General features: G+C 68.0%; 21 protein-coding genes. 8 read left to right on the forward strand and 13 right to left on the reverse strand.

Annotated elements, in window-relative coordinates:
- Window positions 1-4: 4 nt before the first annotated feature.
- Both mhpA and IEY84_RS25440 read left to right on the forward strand, forming a co-directional pair.
- Window positions 5-1,708: a bifunctional 3-(3-hydroxy-phenyl)propionate/3-hydroxycinnamic acid hydroxylase MhpA gene (mhpA, locus tag IEY84_RS25435; RefSeq protein WP_183551522.1), complete on the forward strand. Its 1,704-nt coding sequence runs from the start codon at window positions 5-7 to the stop codon at window positions 1,706-1,708.
- The gene (locus IEY84_RS25440) at window positions 1,705-2,649 is read left to right on the forward strand and encodes a 3-carboxyethylcatechol 2,3-dioxygenase (RefSeq protein ID WP_183551524.1); all 945 of its coding nucleotides are present in this window, start codon (window positions 1,705-1,707) and stop codon (window positions 2,647-2,649) included. The genes mhpA and IEY84_RS25440 overlap by 4 nt, the downstream gene beginning before the upstream one ends.
- A gap of 320 nt (window positions 2,650-2,969) precedes the next feature.
- On the opposite strand, the gene IEY84_RS25445 is transcribed toward IEY84_RS25440, so the two are convergent.
- From IEY84_RS25445 to IEY84_RS25460, 4 genes are all read right to left on the reverse strand, one after another.
- On the reverse strand, window positions 2,970-4,436 hold the full coding sequence (locus IEY84_RS25445; RefSeq protein ID WP_183551526.1) for a carboxyl transferase domain-containing protein: 1,467 nt from the start codon (window positions 4,434-4,436) through the stop codon (window positions 2,970-2,972).
- Entirely contained in the window at window positions 4,433-5,608 is a 1,176-nt protein-coding gene (locus IEY84_RS25450; RefSeq protein WP_183551528.1) for a CaiB/BaiF CoA transferase family protein, read from the reverse strand. The genes IEY84_RS25445 and IEY84_RS25450 overlap by 4 nt, the downstream gene beginning before the upstream one ends.
- 77 nt (window positions 5,609-5,685) lie before the next feature.
- Window positions 5,686-7,161 carry a short-chain fatty acid transporter gene (locus IEY84_RS25455; protein ID WP_183551531.1) on the reverse strand — a complete coding sequence of 492 codons (1,476 nt, stop codon included), beginning with the start codon at window positions 7,159-7,161 and terminating at the stop codon, window positions 5,686-5,688.
- Window positions 7,158-8,588, reverse strand: a complete 1,431-nt coding sequence (locus tag IEY84_RS25460) for an amidase (RefSeq protein WP_183551534.1) — start codon at window positions 8,586-8,588, stop codon at window positions 7,158-7,160. Before IEY84_RS25460 ends, IEY84_RS25455 begins: the two co-directional genes overlap by 4 nt.
- A gap of 117 nt (window positions 8,589-8,705) precedes the next feature.
- Between IEY84_RS25460 and IEY84_RS25465 the strand changes: the two genes are divergently transcribed.
- Window positions 8,706-9,686 carry an Lrp/AsnC family transcriptional regulator gene (locus tag IEY84_RS25465; RefSeq protein ID WP_183551537.1) on the forward strand — a complete coding sequence of 327 codons (981 nt, stop codon included), beginning with the start codon at window positions 8,706-8,708 and terminating at the stop codon, window positions 9,684-9,686.
- Window positions 9,687-9,795: 109 nt separating this feature from the next.
- On the forward strand, window positions 9,796-10,500 hold the full coding sequence (locus IEY84_RS25470) for an alanine racemase (protein WP_183551540.1): 705 nt from the start codon (window positions 9,796-9,798) through the stop codon (window positions 10,498-10,500).
- 24 nt (window positions 10,501-10,524) lie between these two features.
- On the opposite strand, the gene IEY84_RS25475 is transcribed toward IEY84_RS25470, so the two are convergent.
- The gene (locus tag IEY84_RS25475; RefSeq protein ID WP_183551543.1) at window positions 10,525-11,901 is read right to left on the reverse strand and encodes an MFS transporter; all 1,377 of its coding nucleotides are present in this window, start codon (window positions 11,899-11,901) and stop codon (window positions 10,525-10,527) included.
- A 52-nt stretch (window positions 11,902-11,953) separates the two neighbouring features.
- A complete protein-coding gene (locus tag IEY84_RS25480) occupies window positions 11,954-12,952 on the reverse strand; it encodes an MBL fold metallo-hydrolase (RefSeq protein ID WP_183551546.1) in 999 nt (332 codons plus the stop codon).
- 95 nt (window positions 12,953-13,047) lie between these two features.
- Between IEY84_RS25480 and IEY84_RS25485 the strand changes: the two genes are divergently transcribed.
- Complete coding sequence (locus tag IEY84_RS25485; protein ID WP_221209270.1) at window positions 13,048-13,809, forward strand: IclR family transcriptional regulator; 762 nt, start codon at window positions 13,048-13,050, stop codon at window positions 13,807-13,809.
- Window positions 13,810-13,976: 167 nt separating this feature from the next.
- Here the strand turns inward: IEY84_RS25485 and IEY84_RS26975 are convergent, their stop codons facing one another.
- Window positions 13,977-14,105, reverse strand: a complete 129-nt coding sequence (locus tag IEY84_RS26975) for a hypothetical protein (RefSeq protein WP_260174089.1) — start codon at window positions 14,103-14,105, stop codon at window positions 13,977-13,979.
- A 30-nt stretch (window positions 14,106-14,135) separates the two neighbouring features.
- Here IEY84_RS26975 and IEY84_RS25490 point away from each other — a divergent pair, with 30 nt between their 5' ends.
- The gene (locus IEY84_RS25490) at window positions 14,136-14,441 is read left to right on the forward strand and encodes a hypothetical protein (protein WP_183551549.1); all 306 of its coding nucleotides are present in this window, start codon (window positions 14,136-14,138) and stop codon (window positions 14,439-14,441) included.
- On the opposite strand, the gene IEY84_RS27095 is transcribed toward IEY84_RS25490, so the two are convergent.
- The 6 genes from IEY84_RS27095 to IEY84_RS25520 all read right to left on the reverse strand — a co-directional run bounded on the left by IEY84_RS27095 (window position 14,424) and on the right by IEY84_RS25520 (window position 20,430).
- Window positions 14,424-14,687 (reverse strand): DUF255 domain-containing protein, encoded by a 264-nt coding sequence (locus tag IEY84_RS27095; RefSeq protein ID WP_444544196.1) that lies wholly within the window; start codon window positions 14,685-14,687, stop codon window positions 14,424-14,426. The two genes, IEY84_RS25490 and IEY84_RS27095, sit on opposite strands and share 18 nt — an antisense overlap.
- A 44-nt stretch (window positions 14,688-14,731) precedes the next feature.
- Window positions 14,732-15,574, reverse strand: coding sequence for a 3-hydroxybutyryl-CoA dehydrogenase (locus IEY84_RS25500; protein ID WP_183551656.1), 843 nt, complete (start codon window positions 15,572-15,574; stop codon window positions 14,732-14,734).
- Window positions 15,575-15,653: 79 nt separating this feature from the next.
- Window positions 15,654-16,637 (reverse strand): LysR family transcriptional regulator, encoded by a 984-nt coding sequence (locus tag IEY84_RS25505; protein WP_183551552.1) that lies wholly within the window; start codon window positions 16,635-16,637, stop codon window positions 15,654-15,656.
- Between the two features lie 48 nt (window positions 16,638-16,685).
- Window positions 16,686-17,879, reverse strand: a complete 1,194-nt coding sequence (locus tag IEY84_RS25510) for an acyl-CoA dehydrogenase family protein (RefSeq protein ID WP_183551555.1) — start codon at window positions 17,877-17,879, stop codon at window positions 16,686-16,688.
- A gap of 20 nt (window positions 17,880-17,899) precedes the next feature.
- Window positions 17,900-19,093, reverse strand: a complete 1,194-nt coding sequence (locus tag IEY84_RS25515; protein ID WP_183551558.1) for a CaiB/BaiF CoA transferase family protein — start codon at window positions 19,091-19,093, stop codon at window positions 17,900-17,902.
- Window positions 19,090-20,430 (reverse strand): MFS transporter, encoded by a 1,341-nt coding sequence (locus tag IEY84_RS25520; RefSeq protein WP_183551561.1) that lies wholly within the window; start codon window positions 20,428-20,430, stop codon window positions 19,090-19,092. The genes IEY84_RS25515 and IEY84_RS25520 overlap by 4 nt, the downstream gene beginning before the upstream one ends.
- Before the next feature lie 192 nt (window positions 20,431-20,622).
- Here IEY84_RS25520 and IEY84_RS25525 point away from each other — a divergent pair, with 192 nt between their 5' ends.
- Both IEY84_RS25525 and IEY84_RS25530 read left to right on the forward strand, forming a co-directional pair.
- Entirely contained in the window at window positions 20,623-21,648 is a 1,026-nt protein-coding gene (locus IEY84_RS25525; RefSeq protein WP_183551564.1) for a LysR family transcriptional regulator, read from the forward strand.
- 151 nt (window positions 21,649-21,799) lie between these two features.
- Window positions 21,800-22,594 carry an enoyl-CoA hydratase-related protein gene (locus IEY84_RS25530; protein ID WP_183551567.1) on the forward strand — a complete coding sequence of 265 codons (795 nt, stop codon included), beginning with the start codon at window positions 21,800-21,802 and terminating at the stop codon, window positions 22,592-22,594.
- Window positions 22,595-22,599 lie beyond the last annotated feature (5 nt).

Here is a 22,599-nt window from a genome sequence, read left to right on the forward strand (position 1 = left end):
GACCATGACAACCACACTCGACACCGACGTCCTGATCATCGGCGGCGGCCCCGTGGGCCTGACCCTCGCCAACCTGCTCGGCCTGCGCGGCAGCTCGGCGATCGTGCTCGAGGCACGCTCGGAGCTGATCGACTACCCCCGCGGCGTCGGCCTTGACGACGAGTCGATCCGAACGCTGGCCACGGCCGGCCTGTGGGAGCAGATCGAGCCCTACACGGTCCCCCACCACATCGTCCGGTTCGTCAACGGCCAGGGGCAGGTGCTCGCCAAGAACGATCCCCGGACCCAGGAGTTCGGATATGTCCGCAAGCACGGCTTCATCCAGCCGCTGGTCGACAAGGAGCTCGCCGCCGGCCTGGACCGCTTCGCTGACACCGAACTGCGCTTCGGCCACGAGGTGGTCGACCTGGTCGAGGACGACGACCACGTCAGGGTCACGGCGGAGACCACCTCCGGAGAGCGGGTCCAGCTCACCGCTGCGTACGTCGTCGGCGCCGAAGGCGGCCGAAGCTTCACCCGCTCCTGGCTGGGCGCAAAGCACGGCGTCGAGTTCGAAGGGAAGTCGCCGTCGACGCGCTGGCTCGTCGTGGACGTCGAGGACGACCCGGTCGGCACGCCGTCGGTCTACCTGGGTGCCGACCCGCGCCGCCCGTACGTCTCCATCGGGCTTCCGCTGGGACTCCGCCGGTGGGAGTTCATGCTCTTCGACGACGAGCCGACCGAGCTGGTCGACACCGCAGGCTTCCGCCGCGAGCTGCTCGCCCGGCACGTGCCGGAGCCGGACGCGCTGGAGATCATCAACCAGCGTGTCTTCACCCACCACGGCCGGATCGCGACCTCGTTCCGTAAGGGTCGAGTCATGTTGGCCGGCGACGCCGCGCACCTGATGCCGGTGTGGCTGGGTCAGGGATGGAACTCCGGGATCCGCGACGCCACCAACCTGGCCTGGAAGCTGACCGCGATCCTCCGCGGCCAGGCCGGCGACGACCTCCTCGACACCTACACCGACGAGCGTCACCAGCACGCCTCGGACATGATCGACGTCAACATGGCGGCCGGAGCGATCATGAAATGCGGCCCGGTCAAGGGCTGGCTGCGTGACCGCGCGGCGAGCCTGCTCAACCTGCGACCCGCCATGAAGGCGTACTTCTCCGAGCTCCGGTTCAAGCCGATGCCGAGGTACGCGGCAGGTGTGGTCGTCGACCAGGCGACCCTCGAGCCGGGCCGCTCCGATGTCTCGTTCAAAGGCTCCAGGCTGGCCCCGTTCGTCGACTCCTCCGGTGAGATCTCGCCGGTCGGGCTGCAGTTCATCCAGCCGCGGGTCAGCGCCGCCGGCGCGACCGACGTGCTGCTGGACCAGGTCACCGGCGACTGGTGGACGGTCGCCGCGTGGGGCAACGACCCTGCCCGCCTGCTCTCCGAGCAGGACCTGGCAATCGCCGAGAGACTCGGTATCAGGCTGGTCGCCTTCTTCCCCGAGACGCAGCGCCCCTGGGCGGAGAAGCGCTTCGCCGGCTCCCCGACAACGATCGTCGGCGACACGACCGGAGCTCTGAAGGACTGGTTCGACCGACGCGCCTGCGGCTTCGTCATGCTCCGGCCAGACCGGTTCGTCGCCGCCGCGTCCTTGGCCCAGCAGGCCTCCACGGCCTTCAACGCGACCCTCCAGGCCGCCTCGTATGTCACCACCGAAGGAGCAGACGCATGAGCCTCGCCCTCGTCACCATGTCCCACTCCCCGCTGCTGGGGTACAACGACCCGGCGCCGGAGGTGAAGGCCGAGGTCGACAACGCCTTCGCCTCGGCGCGCGCCTTCGTGAGCGAGTACGACCCCACGTTGGTCGTCTCCTTCGCTCCCGACCACTACAACGGCTTCTTCTACGACTTGATGCCGCCGTTCTGCATCGGCTACGAGGCGCTCGGCGTCGGCGACTACGGCACCGCTGAGGGCCCGCTGAACGTGCCGACCGGGACCGCCGAGAAGTTGGCCGAGTGGGTGGCCGAGCGTGACCTCGACGTCGCCATCTCGCGGAAGATGGAGATCGACCACGGGGCCATCCAGCCGCTGGAGATCCTCTTCGGCGGCATCGACACCGTGCCGACGATCCCCGTCTTCGTCAACGGCGTCGCCAAGCCCTTCACCCGGATGGTCCGGGTGCGCAGGCTCGGCGAGGCGATCGGCTCCTTCCTCGCCACCCTGACCGACGAGCGCGTCCTGGTGATCGGCTCCGGCGGCCTCTCCCACGACCCGCCCGTGCCGCAATGGGCCACGGCCACCGAGCCGCAGCGAGCGCTGCTTCTCAACGGCAGACACCCCACCGCAGCAGCCCGTGACGCCCGCCAGGAACGCGTCATCCAGACCGGCCGTGACTTCGCCGCCGGCACCGCCACGATCCAGGATCTGGCTCCCGAGTGGGATCGCGCCCTGATGGCGGTGCTCGCCTCGGGCGACCTCTCCCCCATCGACGCGATGAACCCCACCCAGATGGCCCACGAGGCCGGCAACTCCGCCCACGAGGTACGCACCTGGGTCGCCGCATTCGCCGCACTGTCGGCCGCAGGCCCCTACCGCGTCGGCTACGCGTACTACCGTCCGATCAGGGAGTACATCGCAGGCTTCGGCGTGATGACGGCCCAAACCGCCCGGTGACCTCAGTCGGCCTGCGCCAAGGGCACATCGACCAGGCTGCGCCAGGATGTGCCCGCTCTGGTCGATACACCGCAGATCGGACCGCTCGATGGGCGGTGGCGCCCACCGCGCAATCTCACGTCGGCGCACATGTATGCAAGGGCGCGACGCAGCGCCACTCCCATCACACGGCGGTATGCGTCGGCACGAAATGCACCCGGCGGCAATCGACCGGGCGCAGTCGAAGCAGCGGGAGGCCTTAGACCCCTCGCTCGCGGCGCTCTCAACGCCACCCACCGTGATACATCCAGGGTTTTCACCCCGGCTCGGGGCACTTGGTCTCAACGCGAACAGGTTCGTCTTGTCGAGAACCCCTGACGAATTTCCTCAACGATCTCTGGGTAGGCAGCGACCAGGTCCTCACCCGATACAGCTACGACGGCGTGGACCACGCCGGCGGCACGGAGGTCGTACGCGCCGATTCGTTGGGCGCGGGCAAGATCCGCGGCTCGGTCGGTCACCCCGTGGCTAATCACGCTCGCACCCTCCGGCGGAAGCGCGGCGAGCCACGACGCGCTCGTGGCGACCGCATGCTGCGCGGGGACGAGAGCAAGCGCACCGCCACCGGTTCCCTCGGCGAGCAGGACACACACAGTCGGATGCGGGTGTGTCGTCAGGTCCTCGAGGCATCGCGCTATCTCAAAGGCGAGCCCGCCTTCCTCGGCATCTCGTGAGAGGTCGGCGCCCGGCGTGTCGACCACCGTCACGACGGGGAGCCCCAACTCGCGGGCGACCCGGAACCCACGGCGAGCCTGGCGCAACCCTGCGGGCCCCAGAGGCGCGCCGGCGACCTGTGCGGCTCGGTCCTGACCGACCACGACGCAGGCTGTGCCAGCGATCCGGGCGAACGCGACCACCACGCTGCGATCCCTTTCGCCGGCGCCTGTTCCGTTCAGCGGAAGGAGCTCAGTGGCGGCCCCGGCGAGAAACTCGGTGAGCGCGGGTCGGTCCGGCCTCCGGGTCGCGACCACCGATGCCCAGACATCAGCGGTGGGGCCAGCGTCGACATCACCTTGCTCGACCCTCGCGCCCACCTTCATATCGGACACCTCATCGGGCTCGAGCGGCGAAGCGAGCAGGTCGAGCAGCAGCCCGACCTCCCACCGCACCACCTCGACATCCGCAACCCGGTCCACGAGACCGACCCGGTGGAGATTCTCCGCTCGCTGGACGTCGCGCGGGAAGTCACGGTGATACAGACCCCGGTAGACCTTCGGTCCGAGGAACCCGGTGAGCGCACCGGGTTCTGCCCATGTCATCTGGCCCAGGCCACCCCACGAGGCCATCGTCCCACCGGTCGTGGGGTGACGCAGATGCACTACGTACAGCAATCCGGCGTCCTTGTGCGCCCTGACGGCGGCTGCGATCGACGACATCCGGACAAAGGCGGGCGTTCCCTCCTGCATCCGGGTGCCACCCGAGGCCGGGGCGGCAAGAATCGGCAGGCCGAGCGCCGTCGCCCGGGTGATCGCGGCGACAAGCCTCTCGGCGGCAGCCTCGCCGATCGATCCTCCCAGGAATCCGAACTCGGATACCAGGACGACGACCGGCTGGCCACAGATTCGGGCCGAACCGGTCAGTACCGACTCATCCGCACCGCTGTGGACCGCTGCGGCGGCGAGTTCCGCGGGATAGTCCGCAGCTCCGGTCGACGGCTGTTTCGGAGCCGTGTCCCAGCTCTCGTACGAGCCGTCGTCGACGAGCGCCGACAGGTAGTCGGCCGCGGAAAGTACGGTGCGCGCGCTCATGCCGATGTCTCCTGGTCCTCGAGCCAATCCAGGAGCTGTCGGCGATGCTGGTCGAGCATCGGCGGCGCGGTGTGGTCCTTGCGACCGCCGGCGTAGGCGTTGTCGTCGAAACGGAGGACCGGCCCGGGTAGTTCGAGGGTCCCGAACACGGGGTGATCGACTTCGATGACCAAGCCCTGCGATCGGGTCTGGTCCCAGGCGTAGACGTCGTCGAGGGTTCGGACCTTGCCTGCCGGGATCCCCGCCCTCTCCAGGGCCTCGAGGACGGCCTCGCTCGATGAGTTGCTGAACGCCATCTCGATGAGGTCACGGAGCTCCTCACGTCGCTCGACGCGGTTGCCGTTCCGGGCAAAGCGGGGATCAGCGGCATCGAGGCCCACCAGCGGGGCGAAGGAAGTCCACAGTCCCTCGCTGCCGACGGCGATCTGAACCGGAGCATCCGCGGTGCGGAACAGACCGTACGGCGCGATCGAGGGGTGTTGATTGCCGATCGCCCGCGGCACCTCCCCCGCGATCGTGGCTCGCGTGCCCTGGAAGCCGTGGATACCGACGACGGAGGCGAGCAGGCTCGTACGTACGACGCGCCCGCGACCGGTTCGCTCCCGCTCGTGCAACGCAGCCAGCAGGCCGAAGGCGCCGTTCATACCGGCGAGAAGATCTGCGATCGGCACGCCGACCTTGGTCGGCTCGTCGGCCGAAGGGCCGGTCAGGCTCATCAGTCCGGCCTCGCCTTGGGCGATCTGGTCGTAGCCGGACCGGCCACCCTCGGGGCCGTCGTGCCCGAAGCCTGTGATCGAGAGGACGATCAGGCGAGGATTGATGTCGTGGAGTTCGGCGAGGGAGAAACCGAGGCGGTCGAGCACCCCGGTACGGAAGTTCTCCGCCAGAACATCGGCCCGCTGGACGAGCTTGCGCAGGATGTCGCGCCCTTCCTCTGAGCGCAGGTCGAGGGCGATGGACTCCTTGTTGCGGTTGGCAGACAGAAAGTAGGTCGACTCACGGGCACCGTCCTCATCTAGGAACGGCGGACCCCAGCCGCGGGTGTCGTCACCGGTGGGCGACTCCACCTTGATGACGCGGGCTCCGAGATCAGCGAGCATCATCGTCGCGTGCGGCCCTGCCAGGGCGCGGGTCAGATCGACGACCACGAGGTCGTCTAAAGGTGCGGACACGGGCGGTCCCTTTCGCCGAGGTCGTCGCCCCGTCCCAATGCAGGCAGGGCGACGACCGGATGGATGAGGTGGTCTGGTCAGGGCTGTACTGGCGGGTGGTAGTCCAGGGTCCCGGCGAAGAACCAGAGCAGGCCGAGCACGAGCGGGAGGTGCACGAGGAACTGGACGAAGGTGAAGCCGACCAGGTGTCGTGCCCGCAGCCCGAGGATTCCCAGGAGCGGGAGCATCCAGAAGGGGTTGATCAGGTTGGGCAGAGCCTCGGCGGCGTTGTAGATCTGCACGGTCCATCCCAGGTGCGATTCCATCGCGTTCGACGCGTCCATGACGTAGGGCGCCTCGATGATCCACTTCCCGCCACCTGAGGGGATGAAGAATCCGAGTGTGGCGGAGTAGATCCCGATGACCAGGGCGAAGGTGCCCGGTGTGGAGAGATTGACGAACCCTTCGGAGATGAGGTGGGCCAGGCTGTCACCGTCCTCTGACTGCGCACGTGTCAGGATCGCTGCGATCCCGGCGTAGAACGGGAACTGGATGAGGATTCCCGCCGTCGCGGGAACGGCGTTGGAGACGGCGTCGAGGAAGCTCCGCGGGCGCCAGTGAAGGAGCATCCCTAACGCGAGGAACAGCAGGTTGTAGGTGTTGAGGTTCGAGATGACGACGATCGGGTCGCCGGTCATGAACTCCCGGAACAGCCAACCGGCCACCAGGAGCGCCACGACGATCGTCAGCAGCGGGCTGAACTCCAGCCAGTCGCCGGGCCGTTCCCGCACACGGCGGGTGGAGGTCTTCTCTGCGAGGTCGACACCGAGATCCCTCGCGCTGACCGCGTTGCGCTCGCCGGGCGCCGAAAGGAAGGCGATCGTGACGCTGGCGACCAGGATGATCGCGGCCAGGACCAGCGACTGCCACAGGAAGATGGTCTCCCGGAACGGGATGACGCCGGTGATGGCGATCAGGTCGGGAGGGAGGCTGTCCGGATTGGCCTGGAGCTGAGCGGCCGACGAACTGATGCCAAGGGCCCAGATCCCGCCGATGCCGAGGTACGCGGCGGCGCCGGCCGCACGGTAGTCGACCTTGATGTCTTCCCGCCGCCCGACGGCTTTGGCGAGCAGGCCGGCGAAGACCAGACCGAAGCCCCAGTTGACCAGTGAGGTCGCGAGGCTGATCGTCGCGATGAAGGAGATCGCGGTTCGTCCGGTGCGGGGAACCGCCGCCAGCCGGTCGATCAGCTTGCTCGCGGGTGGCGAGGTGGCCACGACGTACCCGGTCACGACGACCAGGGCCATCTGCATGGTGAACGGGATGAGGTCCCAGAAGCCCGTGCTGAAGCTGTCGGCCACGGCGGTGGCCGGCGCACCCATGATCAGCGCGGCCACAGCTGCGACCGCCACGGCGATCAGGGCGAACACGAAGGCGTCGGGGAACCACTTCTCGACGAAACCGGAGAAGTTCAGCGCCAGCCGGGCCCAGAAGCCTTCCCGGACATCGCCGTTCGGGCTCTCTTGATCGAGAACGACGTCGCCGTCGACGTCTATCGAGCCGCGCCGGCTCATCGGACCGCTCCTGCGGCGACGCGGCGGCCGACCGGAAGTCGGCTCGCGATCTCGACGCCCTGCTCGAAGCGCTGTGCATAAGACAGGAGCCGGGCCTCCGAGCCGGGACGTCCGACGAGCTGCACGCCGATCGGCAGGCCGTCCTGATCCAGTCCGCTCGGCAGGGCGACCACCGGGCACCCGGTCAGCGAGATGCAGAACGTGATCGCGATCCAGTCGATGTAGGTCGTCAGCTCGGTGCCGTCGATCTCCTGCGGCGCGGGCCACTCGACAGGAAATGGGGGCAGCGGGGCGCTGGGGACGACCAGGACGTCGTGGTCGTCGAAGAAGTCCATGACGTGATGGATCAGCGCCCCCCGCGCCCGTTCGGCCCACTGCACGTCGGCCGTGGACTGGGCGAGCCCTTTCTCGATGTTCCACACGATGTCGGCCTTGATCAGGTCGCGGTGGCGCTCGAGCGTGCTGGCGTGCATCGTCGCGATCAGATGAGCCCGCAGGATCTGGAACGCCTCGTAAGCGTCGCCGAAGTCAGGCTCGGCATCGACGACCTCGGCCCCCATCGCGGTGAAGTGGGCGAGGGAGTCACGCGTGACCCGGCGAACGGTCTGGTCGACGGGAAGCACCCCGAGATCCGCCGAGTAGGCGACTCGCGCGGGCGCGTCGTACGCATCCAGCGAAGCGACGAACGACGTCGGCCGCTCTCGACGGGTGAGCGGATCGTGGTCGTCGTAGCCGATCATCGCGTCGAGCATCAGCGCAGCGTCGGCGACGTTGCGCGCCATCGGCCCCTCGACCCACAGAGTGTCGAACGGGACCGCGGGGGTGCGTCGCGGCACTCGACCGGCTGTTGGACGGACGCCGACGATGCCGTTGAAGCCGGCCGGTGTCCGGAGTGACCCGCCGAGGTCGTTGCCGGTGGCCAGCCACGCGGACCCGGAGGCGAGACAGGCCGCGGCGCCACCGGAGGAACCACCGACCGAGCGGTCGAGGTTCCATGGGTTGCGGCTCGGACCGAAGAGCGGGTTGTACGTGTGGCCACCGGCGAACTCTGGAACGTTGGACTTCGCGTAGGCGATGGCGCCGTTGCCTTCGAGGACGCGAACCATCGCATCGGACTCGTCGGCGACGGTGTCCGCGAAGATCGGTGAGCCGAACGTGGTGCGCTGTCCGGCGACGTCGTTGTAGTCCTTGACCGCCACCGGAAGACCGGCCAGAAGGCCACGATCCTTCGGGTCCGGGTGACGCTTCATCATCGCCTCGGCCTGCGTCCGAGCTTGATCGAAGAACCGGATGGGCAATGCATTCACCTCGGAATCGACCTCGGTGACGTGTTCCTCGAGGGTCTTGACCAACTCGAGGGGCGAGACCTCGCCCCGACGAAGCAGGTCGACGACCTCCCGGGCGGTCTTACGGATGATGTCGTTCACGGCGACCTCCAGATCGATCGGACCCCGTTCCGGGGATTCGCCTCAACTGTGGCCCCGGTCACAGGTCATCAGCAATAGACTCTGTTCAGATGGAGGATCTCGCCATAAGATCGGCGAATGGCGCCGAACCCCGCTGCCGACCTTGACCGTCGTATCGTGGCCGCGCTGATGCTCGACGGCCGCGCCCCATGGCGAAAGATCGCCGCGGCACTAAACGTTCCCGACCGCACCGTCACCCGTCGCGGGACGGCACTGCTGGAGTCGGGAGCGGTCGGCATCCACGCACTCGCCGATCCTCATCGCACCGGCCGCGGCGATCCGTTCGTGGTGACCTTCTCCTGCGCCCCGGCGACCGTCTGGCCCACCTGCGCGACGATCGCCCGCCGCCCGGAGACAGTGACGACGTACCTGCTCTCCGGACGGGCACAGTGCCTGGCCGACATGTGGTGCCCCGAGACCCGCCAGGCCGACCTGTTCCTGCACGAGCTCGGCGCCACGACCGGAGTGACCCAGGTGGAGGTAGCCCCGGTGCTGCGATACATCCAGACTCTTACGACCTGGGACCCCGGCATCCTCGACCGAGACGAGGCCGAGGCTCTCCGGGTCGGCGCCCCGATCACCACCTGGCCCGTCTTCAGCGAGCCGGTCAAGCTGCACCGCGAAGACAAGGCCCTGCTGCGCGGGCTCGTCGAGGACGGCCGTCGCACCTTCGAGGAGCTCGGCCGCATGGCAGGCGTGTCCGAGCAGACTGCGGCCCGCCGAGTGGAAGCCATGCGCACATCGGGCCTGGTCACGCTACGGGCTGTCGTCGACCCGCGCGTGCTGGGACTGCCGGTCGCGGCGCTGCTGCGCCTACGGATTCGGCCACCGGCCGTCGAGACGGTCGCCGCAGCGCTGACCGCCAGCCCCCATGTCCGCTACGCGGCGATGGTGATGGGCGAGCATCAGATCGTCGCCGACGTCCGACTACCGACAAAGGATGCCCTGCGCCACCTGCTCACCGATGCCGAGTGGACCGAGCACGTCGAAGCCATGGAGAGCTCGCTCATCCTCGACGTCCTCAAACAGAGCGAGGTCCTCGCCGCTTCGCTGCAATGACGGTGTCCACCAATCTCCGTCCAGCCACAGGTCACACTCGATCCACCGACGCAGCAACCCCAGCCGACAGGTAATGTCCAGCTCAACCTTCAGACCTTCTCTATTGGAGGTGTCCCTCGTTCCCCCACTATCGAAGGGCCGACTCGAGCGCGACGGCCTGATCGAGGTCGTCGGCATCTGGTCGCACCTGGCGTGCGCGGACGAGCCCGGCCATCCGGTCAGCGACGCACAGCGCGAGGCGTTCGAGACCGCGCTCGCGGCGGCTGCGCTGGCCGGTCTCCGGCCGCGCTGGCGTCACCTGGCCAACTCGGCGGCGGCCCTGACCCGACCGGACCTGCGCTACGACCTCGTCCGCTGCGGCCTGGCGACGTACGGCGTGAACCCACTCGCTCACCAAGCGGCTCCCGCCGACCTCCGTCCGGCGATGCGGGTTGTCGCCACGGTCGCGCACGTGAAGTCGGCTCCGGAGGGCGTGGGCGTCTCCTACGGACACACATACCGCACGAAGCGACCCACCCGGCTGGCGATCGTCCCGCTCGGGTACGCCGACGGCGTACCCATGATTCCGCCGGGCTGTGCGCCCGTCGGGTTCGACGGGGCGTCGCTGACGATCGCGGGCCGGGTGTGCATGGACCAGCTCGTCCTTGACGTCGGCGACACCGACGTGTCGCCTGGCGACGAGGTCGTGCTCCTCGGGCCCGGCGACCACGGCGAGCACACCGTCGAGGAGTGGGCGGCGGTGAGCGGCCGCAGCCCGTACGAGATCCTCACCGGCACCGGCCGTCGCCGGGTGCCGCCGGTCTGGCTGCACTGATCCGGATGCCGCCGATGCTGCCGGTCAGACGGCGGATTGTGTCGAGGCGTCCGTCGCCGGACCTGCGGGTTCTGCAGGGTCTGCCTGACCGGACGGATCGGCCAGGTCGGCCCGGTGGGACTCTCCGGAGCACCAGATGGCGACCACGCTGACGAGGCAGACCGCGGCGGCGAAGGCCGCCACCAGCACGGGGTTGGAGCCACCCGCGGCGCCGAGCAGCGCAGCACCGATGATCGGCGCGAAGCCGGCGCCCAGGGTCGAGGCGATCTGGTAGCCCAGCGAGGCACCGGTGTAGCGGGAGCTGGTGCCGAACATCTCGCTGATGTACGCGGCGAGCGGGCCGTACATCGACGCCTGCAGGATCGGGTTGCCGAGCACGAACCCGGCCAGCAGCAGCCAGGTGGACCCGCTGCCGATCATCAGGAGTACGGGGTAGATGAGCACGGCCGTGGCCAGCGCCCCGCTGATCATCACCGGGCGGCGACCGATCCGGTCGGACAGGATGGCGAACGCCGGGATGGTGACGATGTGCAGGAGCGACGCCAGCCCGTGCATGACCAGGACGGTGGTCCGCCCGTGCCCGGCCTGCATCGCCAGGGAGAGGGCGAACGTGGCGAGCAGCGACTGGATGACGAACGCACTGGCGCCACCGAAGCAAGACAGGATGACCTGGCGGTACTGCTTCTGCAGCACCTCGACCAGCGGCGGCTTGGTCGGGGCGGGGCGGTTGCGCGCCTGCTCGAACATCGGCGACTCGCTCACCCGGAGCCGGACGAACAGGCCGACTGCGACCAGCACGACGCTCAGCAGGAAAGGCACCCGCCAGCCCCAGGCGAGGAACTGGTCCTCAGGGAGCAGGCTGAACAGGGTCAGGACCACGGTCGCCAGGACCGCACCGCTGGGGCCACCCATGTTGGCCACGCTGGCGGCGAAGCCGCGCTTGCCCGGGTCGGCGTGCTCGAGCGCCATCAGCGCGGCGCCGCCCCACTCGCCGCCGACGGCGATGCCCTGGAGCACCCGCAGCGTGACCAGCAGGAGCGGCGCGAGGGAGCCGATCTGGTCGTACGTCGGGAGCACGCCCACGAGGGCGCTGGCCACGCCCATGACCGACATCGTGACCACCAGCATCGACTTGCGGCCCAGCCGGTCACCGAAGTGGCCGAAGATGATGCCGCCCACCGGGCGCGCGAGGTAGCCGGTCGCGAGCGTGCCGAACGAGGCGATCGTGCCGACCAACGGGTCGAGGTTGCTGAAGAACAGCTGGTTGAACACCAGGCTCGCGGCGATGCCGTAGAGCAGGAAGTCGTAGAACTCGACGGTGCTGCCGAGATAGCTCGACAACAGCACCCGACGCATGTGGCGGCGGTCGCCGTGCGGCTCGGCGGTGGTGGTCTCGGACATGGGTTCTCCTGGGCGAAGGGACGGGTTCGGGTGATGGCTGGTTCGGGACGGGTCAGGGGGCGGCGATCGGGACGCGCTGCAGGTCCTCGCCGATGACGAGCTCTCCGGAGAAGTGCTTGGCGGCCTCGTGCCAGCGCGGCACGTCGATGTCGCCCGGCACGAAGTGGGACAGGACGAGGGTGCGGACACCGGCCCGCTCGGCGATCTGGCCGACCTGCGGAACCGTGGTGTGCGCGGAGAGGTGGTGCGCGATCATCGCCCGCTGCTGGGCGGTGCGCCCGTTCTCGTAGGCGCGGGCGACGTACTCCTCGTCGATGACCTCGTGCACCAGCACGTCGGCACCGGTCGCCAGGCGCACCAGGTTCTCGCAGGGCCCGGTGTCGCCGGAGACGACCACGGAGCCGCTGTCGGTGTCGAAGCGGAAGGCGAAGGCCGGGGCCATCGGCGCGTGTTGCACCAACGTGGCCGTGACGCGCACCCGGTCGTCCTCGAGCACGACCCACGGCTCGACGTCGGGAGCGGCATCGTGGTCGGGGTCGATGACCAGACCCTCGGGAAGCTCGATGTCGGCCACGGTGAGCAGCTCGCGCGGATCACGTCGCCGGGTGTCGCGCATCCGGTCGTTGAGGTCGGTGGCGTACGCCGCCCCCAGGTGACGCACCATCGCGGTGAACCCCGGCGCCGGCTCCTCCGGGCGCACCAGGCGCGGCACACGACCGCCGTCGGCGGCTACGTCGGGGAAGCTGCCGCGCGAGGGCGGACCGAGGCAGGTGACCGGCGCGACGACGTCCTCGAGCCCCTCGTACCAGCCGTAGAGCAGCAGGTTGGCGAGGTCGGCGGTGTGGTCGGAGTGCAGGTGGGTGACGAGCACCGCCCGCAGCCGCGCCGGACTGTGCCCGGACCGCGAGAGCTGCGCGCCCGCGCCGTAGCCACAGTCGACGAGGTAGACGTCTCCTCCAACCACCACCGCGGTGGAGATCCCGGAGCGGGTACGTCGCCACCGCGGTCCGCCGGAGGTGCCCAGCAGCAGCACGTGGTCCTGCGAGTTCATCCAATTCTCCTTGTGTAAATAACGCCCATTCATGTGTAGACTTAGAACAGAGTGATCCCAGTCACCCCCCTCTGTCAAGAGGAGCGAGAGAAACGATGACCAGCGATGGATACGGTGGGGCCATGATCAGCGCCGCCGAGGAGCCCTCGACCCCGTCCCGCAACGTCGGCACCCAGACGCTCGCCCGCGGCCTGCGCGCCCTCGAACTGGTCGCGGCGAGCACAGATGGCGTGAGCATCCAGACCATCGCCGACACGCTCGGCGTGCATCGCACGGTCGCCTATCGCCTGCTGAGCACGCTGAGCGACTTCCATCTGGTAACCCGCGCCCCAGACGGCCGGTTCCTGCCCGGTGCCGGTCTCACGACCCTCGGCCAGGGCACCCTGACCAGCTTGAAAGAGGTCGCATCACCCCATCTCCGCGGTCTCGCGAACGAGCTGCAGTCGACGGTGTCGTTGCTGGTCGCGGAGGGAGAGGAGGCCGTGGCGATCGCGGTGATGGAGCCTGCCAACGCGCGCTACCATCTTTCGTTCCGCGAAGGCAGCCGGCACCCTCTGGACCGGGGCTCGGCCGGGATCGCCCTGCAGTCGCTCGCCACGCCGCGGCCAGGAGAGCCCACCGATGTGTCCGGGGCTCGCGAGCTGGGATTCGCCAGCACCCACGGCCAAGTTGAGCCCGGCGCGTACGGGGTCGCAGTGCCCCTTTCGCCGCTTTCCGGGATGCCCGCGGCCTGCGTCAACGTCATCACTTACCGGGCCGACGTCGCCGAGCGCGCGGTCGAACCGGTCAAGCGGACCGTCGCCCTCATCTCCGAGGCGCTAGCGGCCAAGCCCACCGCCGATGACTCTCGAGCCTGACCGACGCCCCAGACCTCAGTCGGACCGTCCCGGCGACCCGAGCCTCTGCAGGAGCCCGCCTCGGCCAGGCAGGCGTTGCGGAAGGCGCCCAGACGCACTCGCCCTAGCCGTGCGCACGCGTGTCGGGGTCGTCGACACCGGTGACCAGATCGCCGCGCGGGGTAGACCTACCCCAGCAGGTGGACCAACGGGACCGCACCGCCCACGCCGACGGCCACCGGGGTCGACTCGGGCCAGGCCGCGCCGAGCGCCTCGAGTCCCTCGCCACCTACACTGTGGAAGACAACCCGCACCATCAGCAGGAACCGAGCTGAGAGGGGTCCGACATGATCTCGATCGACATCGGCGCCGACCTGAACCTGGTCGACGACGAGGACCGCAACGTCGCCCGGCTCCCTGAGCGCCGTCGGTTCCAGCCAGGCGACGTTGCCGTGGCCGGCCGCCCCGGCTTCTGGTCGTGGGTGCTGATCGACGAGGTCGCCGAGGGCTCGGTCTACTTCCGTCAGATCAGCGGTCGCGAGGCCGCGACCCATGGCGACCTCACCGCCTCAGCGTGGTCGACGGGCGCCCGAGTGATACACGAAGTGATACACGAAGCTCCGGAATCGCCGTCACTAGGCGATCGACGCTGAACCAGCACGGCACGAAATAGCCCTGCTGACCAGCGACCTCGTCGAACCCGGCCATTTCCTGAGCGTACGCAGAATCACGTGGCACCAGTGGCAGGCGGCGTACCCGACCGATAGCAGCACAGGTACACCCCGCTGCCGCGCCTCCTCGAACGCGTCGGCTCCCCACTCCCACCAGTTCACAGGATTATCTGCGTGTTGAAGGAGATACGGGCTCGTGGCACCAGCAAGGCGGTTGGTCATGTCCATCACTCCTAGGGTGTCACTCAGTGCGAGCCGCGGCTCGGGGATGTTCAGTATCTATAGAACCCCCGGCCGGTCTTGCGGCCGAGGAGACCCGCCTCCACCATCCGCGCGAGCAACGGCGGCGGCGCATAGAGAGGCTCCTTGAACTCTGCATAGAGCGACTCGGCGACCGCTTTCGTCGTGTCCAGCCCGATCAGGTCGGCCAACGCCAGCGGGCCCTGCGGATGGGCGGCACCGCGTACCAGGCCTTCATCGATGTCCTCGGCGGTGGCGAAGCCGGATTCGAGCATCCTGATGGCCGAGAGCACGAACGGAATGAGCAGCGAGTTCACGACGAAACCCGCACGGTCCTGGCAGTCGATCGCCCGCTTGCCGAGGTCGTCCTGCACGAAACGCCGCGCCTGCTCGACGGTCTCGTCACTGGTCAGCAGGCTGGGCACCAGCTCGACGAGGGTGAGCACCGGCACCGGGTTGAAGAAGTGCACTCCTACCACCTGGCTGGGGCGACCGGTCGCGACGGCCAGCTTCATGATCGGGATCGAGGACGTGTTGGTGGCAAGCACCGCCTCGGGATCCTGCACTGTCTTGTCGAGGCGGCCGAAGAGCTCGATCTTGGCATTCTCGTCCTCCGCGATCGCCTCGACGACGATGTCCCGATCGGCCAGCGCCTCCAGGTCGACCTCGATTCGGATCCGGTCAAGGACCTGGGCGGCGCTGGCGACCTTGCCCCTACGCTCTGCCCGCTCGAGCGACGCCTCGAGTCGCTCTCGCCCGGCGGTCGCCGCCCGGGCGCTCGATTCGATCACGACGACGTCCTTACCCGCGCGAGCCGACACCTCGGCGATGCCTGCGCCCATGAGTCCGCAGCCGACGACGCCGACCTGTTCAATGCCTGTCACCGTTACTCCTTCGATCGTCTTCACAACTTCTATGTGCGCTTGGGATGCGAGCACAGCGCCTTGTCAGCCACTACTGGCGTCCGTCGATGGTCCTCTTCCGCAACTCGTCGTCAGCCAGCAGTGACGCCTCCAACAACGAGCTCCCGGCACGCTCATGCGCGGCGATGCGTGAGTTCCAGCTCGTCAGGTCGGCATGACTCTGGATGATGAAGCTCTTCGCCGCCGGGTTGAGAGCACCGGGACGGTGGACGATTCCGAACGAGGTACGGATGTCGGGCCGGGTCTCCACCACCGTCGCCCCCAGACGGTGAGCTGCGGTGGCCATCCGCAGGGGCAGGAAAGCGCTGGCCGCGCCGTTCAGAACGAGCGTCAACTGCGCATGACGGTTGGGAACCTGCGCGGCGACCCGGGGCGAGACCGACTCGCGACGAAGGATGGTCGCCACGATGTCGTTCTCGCGCGAGGCGGCGCTGCTCACTGCGAGCGGCACTCCGTCGAGCTCGGAGATCGCGATGGGGCCAGCGCCGCCCGCCGTGCCGGGAGGTTGCACGAGCAGGAGTCGCTGGACGCCGAGCTCGATTCGCTCGAGGTTCTCGGTCGGGATCGGGAAGGTCGTGAAGCCGAGCTCGCAATGGCCTGTCAGTACCTCGTCACATAGTTCGGCAGCGCTGCCGAACTCGAACAGATCGATCCGAATATCGGGATGGAGCTTGGTGAACGATCCGCTCCAGGCTGCCACCGCTTCGCTCGACATCTCCGGCATGGTGCCGATCGTGATCGACCCGACCTGAAGATCGCGGGCCTCACGCATGATGTCCTGTGCTGCCAGCAGTCCTGCCAGGACACTACGTGCGGGCTCGACGAGCAACTGGCCGGCGGAGTTCAGAACCAGATTGCGGCCGGTCCGGTGAAACAGGGTCAGCTTGAGCTCGCGCTCGAGCTGGCGGATGCTCTGCGAGATCGTCGCCTGGGCGACGTTGAGGTGATGCGCAGCCCGGTTGACCCCGTCGCACTCGACCACTGCGAGAAAATACTCGAGCTGACGGATCTCCATGCGAGCCATCCTCTCGTTCGTCCGGGGATGCGCCAACAACGACGACATTCAGACTCGGTATGTGTTCGGGAGAGTGCCGTCGGCCGCGACCTGCTTGATCATGGCGCGCCCGAGATTCCGCTCGTGGATGGGCGAGGAGCCTTCGTAGATACGCAGCGCGCGTACGTCGCGCCACATCCGGGGCACGGGGTGCGGGCCGACGATTCCTTCGCCACCGAGCAGCTGGACGCAGCGGTCCGCCACCCGGCCGACCATCTCCGAGCTGAACAGCTTGGCGGACGCGATCCGGTGCCTGGGGATGGAGCCCTCGTCGAAGGCGCGGGCGCACTCGACTGTGAGCGATCGACCGGCCTCGAGCTCGGCGAAGCTCCCGCCGAGCGTTGCCTGGACCGCGCCGAGCTCAGCGATCGCGGAGCCGAACTGCCGGCGACCGTTCACGTGTGCCGTGGTCTCCTCGAGCAAGCGGGTGCCCTGACCGATGCAGGTGGCGGCGACGTGGAGCCGAGCATGGTTGATCCCTCGCAACGCCATCGTCAGGCCAGCACCCTCGACCCCGCCCAGCAGGTTCTCGACCGGAACCTCGACGTCGTCGAGATGGATCTCTCCGACCGGCCCCTCCGCGTGACCGTTCATGATCTCCGGCAGCGCGGTGCGCACACCGTTCGAGCCGGCATCGACGATGAACGCCGAGATCCCGTCGGCCCCCGGCTTGGACTGGTCGGTGCGGGCGAAGACGACGAAAGCGTCCGCCCAGGCGGCGTTGGTGATGTAGCGCTTGCTGCCGTTCAACACATAGTTGTCGCCGCTTCGCACCGCCGTGGTGGTGAGGCTGCCGGCGTCGGACCCGGCTTCCTCCTCGGTGAGGGCGAACGCGGTGACCAGCTCGCCCGCAGCCATCGCCGGCAGAAGACGCTGCCGCTGTTCTTCGGTGCCATGGTCGAGAATGGCCTGCGAACACAGACCGATCACTGTTGAGAAGCGTGAGCGGTACACGCACGAGGCACGGGTGAACTCGAAGGTCAGCCGGACCTGCTGCTCCATCGTCCATTCGAGCCCGCCGTAGGCACGCGGGATGGTGATGGCGAAGAGACCGAGCTCGGCCATTCGGGCGACGATGCGGGGCGGCACGGCACCTGCCTCGACCATCTCGTTCTCGGCCGGGATGAGCTCGTTGTCGGTGAAGTCGGCGATCACCTCGAGGTATGCGTCGAAGTCGTAGCCGAAGATGTCGGGGTCGATCATGTCTTGATCCTCACGATTTGTCAGTTGGTGGCGACGACGACGCGTGACGCGATCAGGTCGTCGATCTCTGCGGGGCTGAAACCGAGATCGGCCAGCAAGGACGAGGTGTGCTGGCCGAGCTTCGGTGCGCTCGTAGAGGTGGTCCGTCGTCGCCCGTCGAGCGTGAATGGCAGGCCAGGGCTGGTGAAGGACGAGCCATCCGGCCCGGCGACATCCACAAGTACCCCGGATGCGAGAACGTCTTTGTCCTTGGCGATCTCGTCGAAGGAGCGCACCGCGCCGGCTACGATCCCGGCCTCGAGCAGCAATTCGACGGCCTGGTCGCGGGTGCGGTCGACGAAGGCCTCGTTGATCGCCGCGACCATCGCGGGGCGGTTGGCCACCCGGGCCGGGTTGTCGACGAACCGCGGGTCGTCGATCATGTCCGGTCGCCCGATGAGAGTGCACAGGGCCGACCACTTCTGCGGGGTGTAGGCCGAGATGACGATCGTTCCGTCGGACGCTTCGAAGGTATCTGCTGCAGGAGCGGCGTACGGCTGGCCGTTGCCCTTGCGTCTCGGAGCCACTCCCGTCACGGTGAACTCGCCCCAGGCAGCAGCCTGCACCGCCAGGGCGGACTCCATCAACGACGTCTCGACGTGGGTCCCGCGGCCGGTCGTCGTACGGGTGAACAGGGCGGCCAGGATGCCCGTGACAAGTGCGTTGGCGGCAGCCGTGTCGACGGCGTGGAACCCGACACGCTGCGGCTCGCCGTCGGCGACGCCGGTGGTGTGCATCATCCCGAACTCGGCCTGCGCAGCGATGTCGAGGCCCGGACGCGCCTTCGAGGGACCGCGCGTCCCGAAGCCGGTGATGCTCGCATAGATCAGACCTGGGTAGCGCTCCATCAGCTCGTCGGCGCCGAGCCCGAGACGTTCGGCCGATCCGACACGGAAGTTCTGGATGAGCACGTCCGCGTCCTCGAGCAGCCGGTGCATGATGGCGTTACCGGTCTCGTGCGCGAGGTCGAGAGCGACGCTGCGCTTGTCCCGGTTGAACGCTCGCATCATCGAGTCACCGAAAGCACCGATTCCCCGGGTCTGGTCGCCCGTCAGGCTCTCGACCTTGATCACGTTCGCACCCAGGTCGGACAGCGACTGAGCTGCGCTGGGTCCGGCGATGTACTGGCCGAGGTCGAGCACTCGAATGCCCGCCAGAGGGCCCGCGGCGGTCATCGGGTCACCTGCGCGGCGTACTGGTTCGTCAGCTTCTCGAGCGTGGCACGGGCGCGCTCGGGGTTGAGCATCAGGCCACCGATGACACCGAGGACACAGACCGCGATGCCGACGTACAGGAAGCCGGTCGCATAGCCCTCGGCAGCCGTCGCCGCATGGTCGACGATGACCCCCAAGACGTACGGAGCCACGATCCCGGCGACGCTGTAGGCCGCGATGATGCAACCGAAGAAGGCGACGCGCTGGTGCGCGGGGAGAAAGTCGGAGGCGCCGGCGAAGGCCACCGAGAAGGCGACGCTGTTGACGGCGAAGCCACAGACCACGAGGAACAACTGCAGCGGACCCGGCTCGAGGCGGGTGAACAGGATCATCGACAGGCCACCGAACAGCAGGAACGCAGTGGTGAGGTAGCCGCGGGCGACCCGCGACGAGTGGCCCCGGCGCAGGAGCCGCCCGGAGATCATGCCGGCCGAGAGCAGAACGATGACAGCGACCGCGTAGGGCAGCGTCACCAGGGTGCCGACGGAGCTGGCGGAGTAGCCGAGTCCTTCGCTCAGGTAGGCGGGCAGCCAGGCGACCTTGAGCGAGGAGATCAGGTAGCCGGCGAACGACAGCATCACCAGCCCCCAGAAGCTACGGAGCATCAGCAGCCGGTAGAAGGGGACGGCGATGTGACCGTTGGGGTCGACGCTGGTCTCAGCCGCAACGGTCGGCGAGACGCTCTTTCGGAACGGCAAGCGTTCCGAGAACCAGAACCAACCCACCAGCCACAACAGCCCGACGACCACCAGCACCATGAAGGCGGCGTGCCAGTGCCAGGTCAGGATCACCCAGGTGAGGGTGGGAGCGGCGATCAGCGGGCCGATCGACGATCCGGCGTTGACGATCGCGCCGGCGAATGCACGGCGCTCGGGCGCGAAGCGGTCGGCCACGATGGACTGGCACAGCGCATGTGCCGGCCCCTCGAAGAAGCCGAGCGCGATGCGAGAAGCGACCAGCACCCCGAACGAGGTCTGCACCATCAACGGCGCCATGCACAGGACCCAGGAGAGCATCAGCAGCCCGGCGCCCCACGTGTAGGAGATCTTGCGCAGCGCGGCGGACAGGACTACTGCCCCGATCGCGAACATCCAGAAGAACGCGCTCGAGAGGAGTCCGTACTGACTGGCCGAGAGGCCGAGATCCTCGCGGATCTGGACACTCGCCAGCCCGACGGCTGCCTTGTCAGCAAAGTTCAGCGTGAAAAAGAGGAACAGGAACAGGACGATTCCCCAAGCACGCTTGTCGAGCGGGGGCTTGGTTCCTGGTGCGAGTGGGGTTGGTTGGGTTGTCGTCATGATGACCTTCTCGATGAGTGAGTTGGCGACGCTTGTGAAGCGGGTGATCGACGTCACAAGAACACTCCTCACATTGAGGGTGGCGAGATGACCGATCAACGGGAGATTCGATGTCGGTCCGTTCGGTCTTCCCTATATCCGCAGGTCAGCGGGGCGCGAGGCCACGGGGAGCGTGTCATCTAGGCTGAGCCCATGGATCCCCGCCAGCTGGAGTACTTCCTGGCGGTGGTGGAACACGGTGGGATCAACCGTGCGGCCACCGCGCTTCGTGTCGCTCAGCCATCGATCTCGCAGTCTCTCCGCAGACTCGAGAAGGAGGTCCAGGCGACATTGTTCCATCGCGTGGGGCGAGGAGTTGTGCTCTCAGCAGCAGGTGAGGCGTTGATCGGCCCTGCGCGGCAGGTGCTCCGCGACCTGGACCTGGCACGCGAGGCCGTGTCTGCAGTGAACCACCTACAAGGTGGTCGCATCGACATCGCCGCACTGTCCGACACCTCGACCGATCCGCTCTCGGTATGGGTGGCCCAGTTTCGAGTGAAGCATCCACTGGTTCATGTCCGCGTCGAGGAGCGAGACCGGCTCGGAGAGGTCGTCGACATGGTCAAGGACGGAGCCTGCGAGCTCGGCATCACCGTGCTGCCGATGGGTGTCAACGACCTCACCCACCACTTCCTGGTCGACCAGCACTTCGTGGTGGCCTTCCCGCCCGGCACTCCCACAGACCTGCCCGACGTCGTCGAGGCCAACTCGCTCGACGGCGTCCCGTTCGTGATGGGTGAACGCAACACCGCCAGCCGAGACAACGTCGAGGCGATCTTGCGTGCCTGCGGAGTGGAGCCGCTCGTGGCGGTCGAGGTTCCGCAGCGCGGCGCCGTCGTTCCGATGGTGCTCTCCGGTGCGGGGGCCGCGATCCTTCCTCAGCGCATCGCTCTCGAGGCGCGCCAGCGAGGCGCTGTGGTGCGTGACCTGAGCCCCCACGTCTCCCGGTCCGTCGGGGCGATCCATCGCCCCGACCGCCTCACGCCTGCAGCGGCGATGTTCCTCGACTACACGAAGCAGCAGCTGGCGTCGTGGGAACGCGCGGTAAGTCGACGCATGGATGCTGGCTCCTCACGAGTGGATGCGGCCGCAGAGGTGGTCGCCGCGATCGAGCGCAGACAGCGTGAGCAGTTCAGGGAGATCGGCCCGATCTACCCGCGTTCACCCGCGAGCGAGTAGCCAACTGCTCCATGGCGGCGATCGCCTGTCAGCACCGAACTGATAGGTCGAGCCTATATCGCCTACCAGTTTTTGGTCTTGGACGCTGTCGGTCCTCCTCCCGTTTCATGTGACGTAGTCCACAACGACACGTCCACCCAGGGAGCGACTCATGGCATCACAGGTCACCTGCTCGATCAGCGGACCGATCGCGAACCTCACCCTGCGCAACACCGAGCGGCGCAACGCCTTGTCGGTGCAGCTGCTCGGCGAGCTGTACGACGCCCTCGGGCGGATCGAGGCGAACCCCGATGTGCACGTCGTCGTGCTCACCGGCTCAGGGCGTGCCTTCTGCGTCGGCGCAGACCTCGCGGGTGCACCGGAGACGCGGTCTCTGCGACGCGACTCCGTCGAGGCCGACACAGCGCGGCTGCGCAGCGCGGGCCGCGTGGCCCAACGTCTGTACGAGATGCCGCAGGTGACGGTCGCGGCGATCAACGGCGCGTGTGCCGGCGCCGGCCTGTCCCTCGCATTGGCCGCCGATCTGAGGATCGCGAACCGCAGCGCGGTCTTCAACACCGCTTTCCTGAGCGCCGGACTCTCCGGCGACCTGGGCGGCATCTGGTTCCTCACCCAGATCCTGGGAGCCGCGAAGGCCCGCGAGCTCTTCCTGCTTCCCGGACGGTTCGACGCCGACCGCGCCGAGCAGCTCGGGCTGGTCACCTCGGTCAGCGACGACGAGGAGTTCGACAACTTCACTCACGACATCGCGGCTCGACTCGCGGCAGCCGCACCCCTCGCTTCCCGGGCGATGAAGCAGAACCTGCTCGACGCCACTCACCTGCCGCTTGCCGCCTATCTCGGACCGGAGACCGAGCGGATGGTCCGCTCGTTCCACACCGACGACGCTGCTGAGGCCGCGTCTGCATTCCTCCAGCGTCGCGAGCCCGTCTTCGCGGGCCGCTGAGCCCA

This window comes from Nocardioides albus, from assembly GCF_014648255.1.
Lineage (GTDB): Bacteria > Actinomycetota > Actinomycetes > Propionibacteriales > Nocardioidaceae > Nocardioides > Nocardioides albus.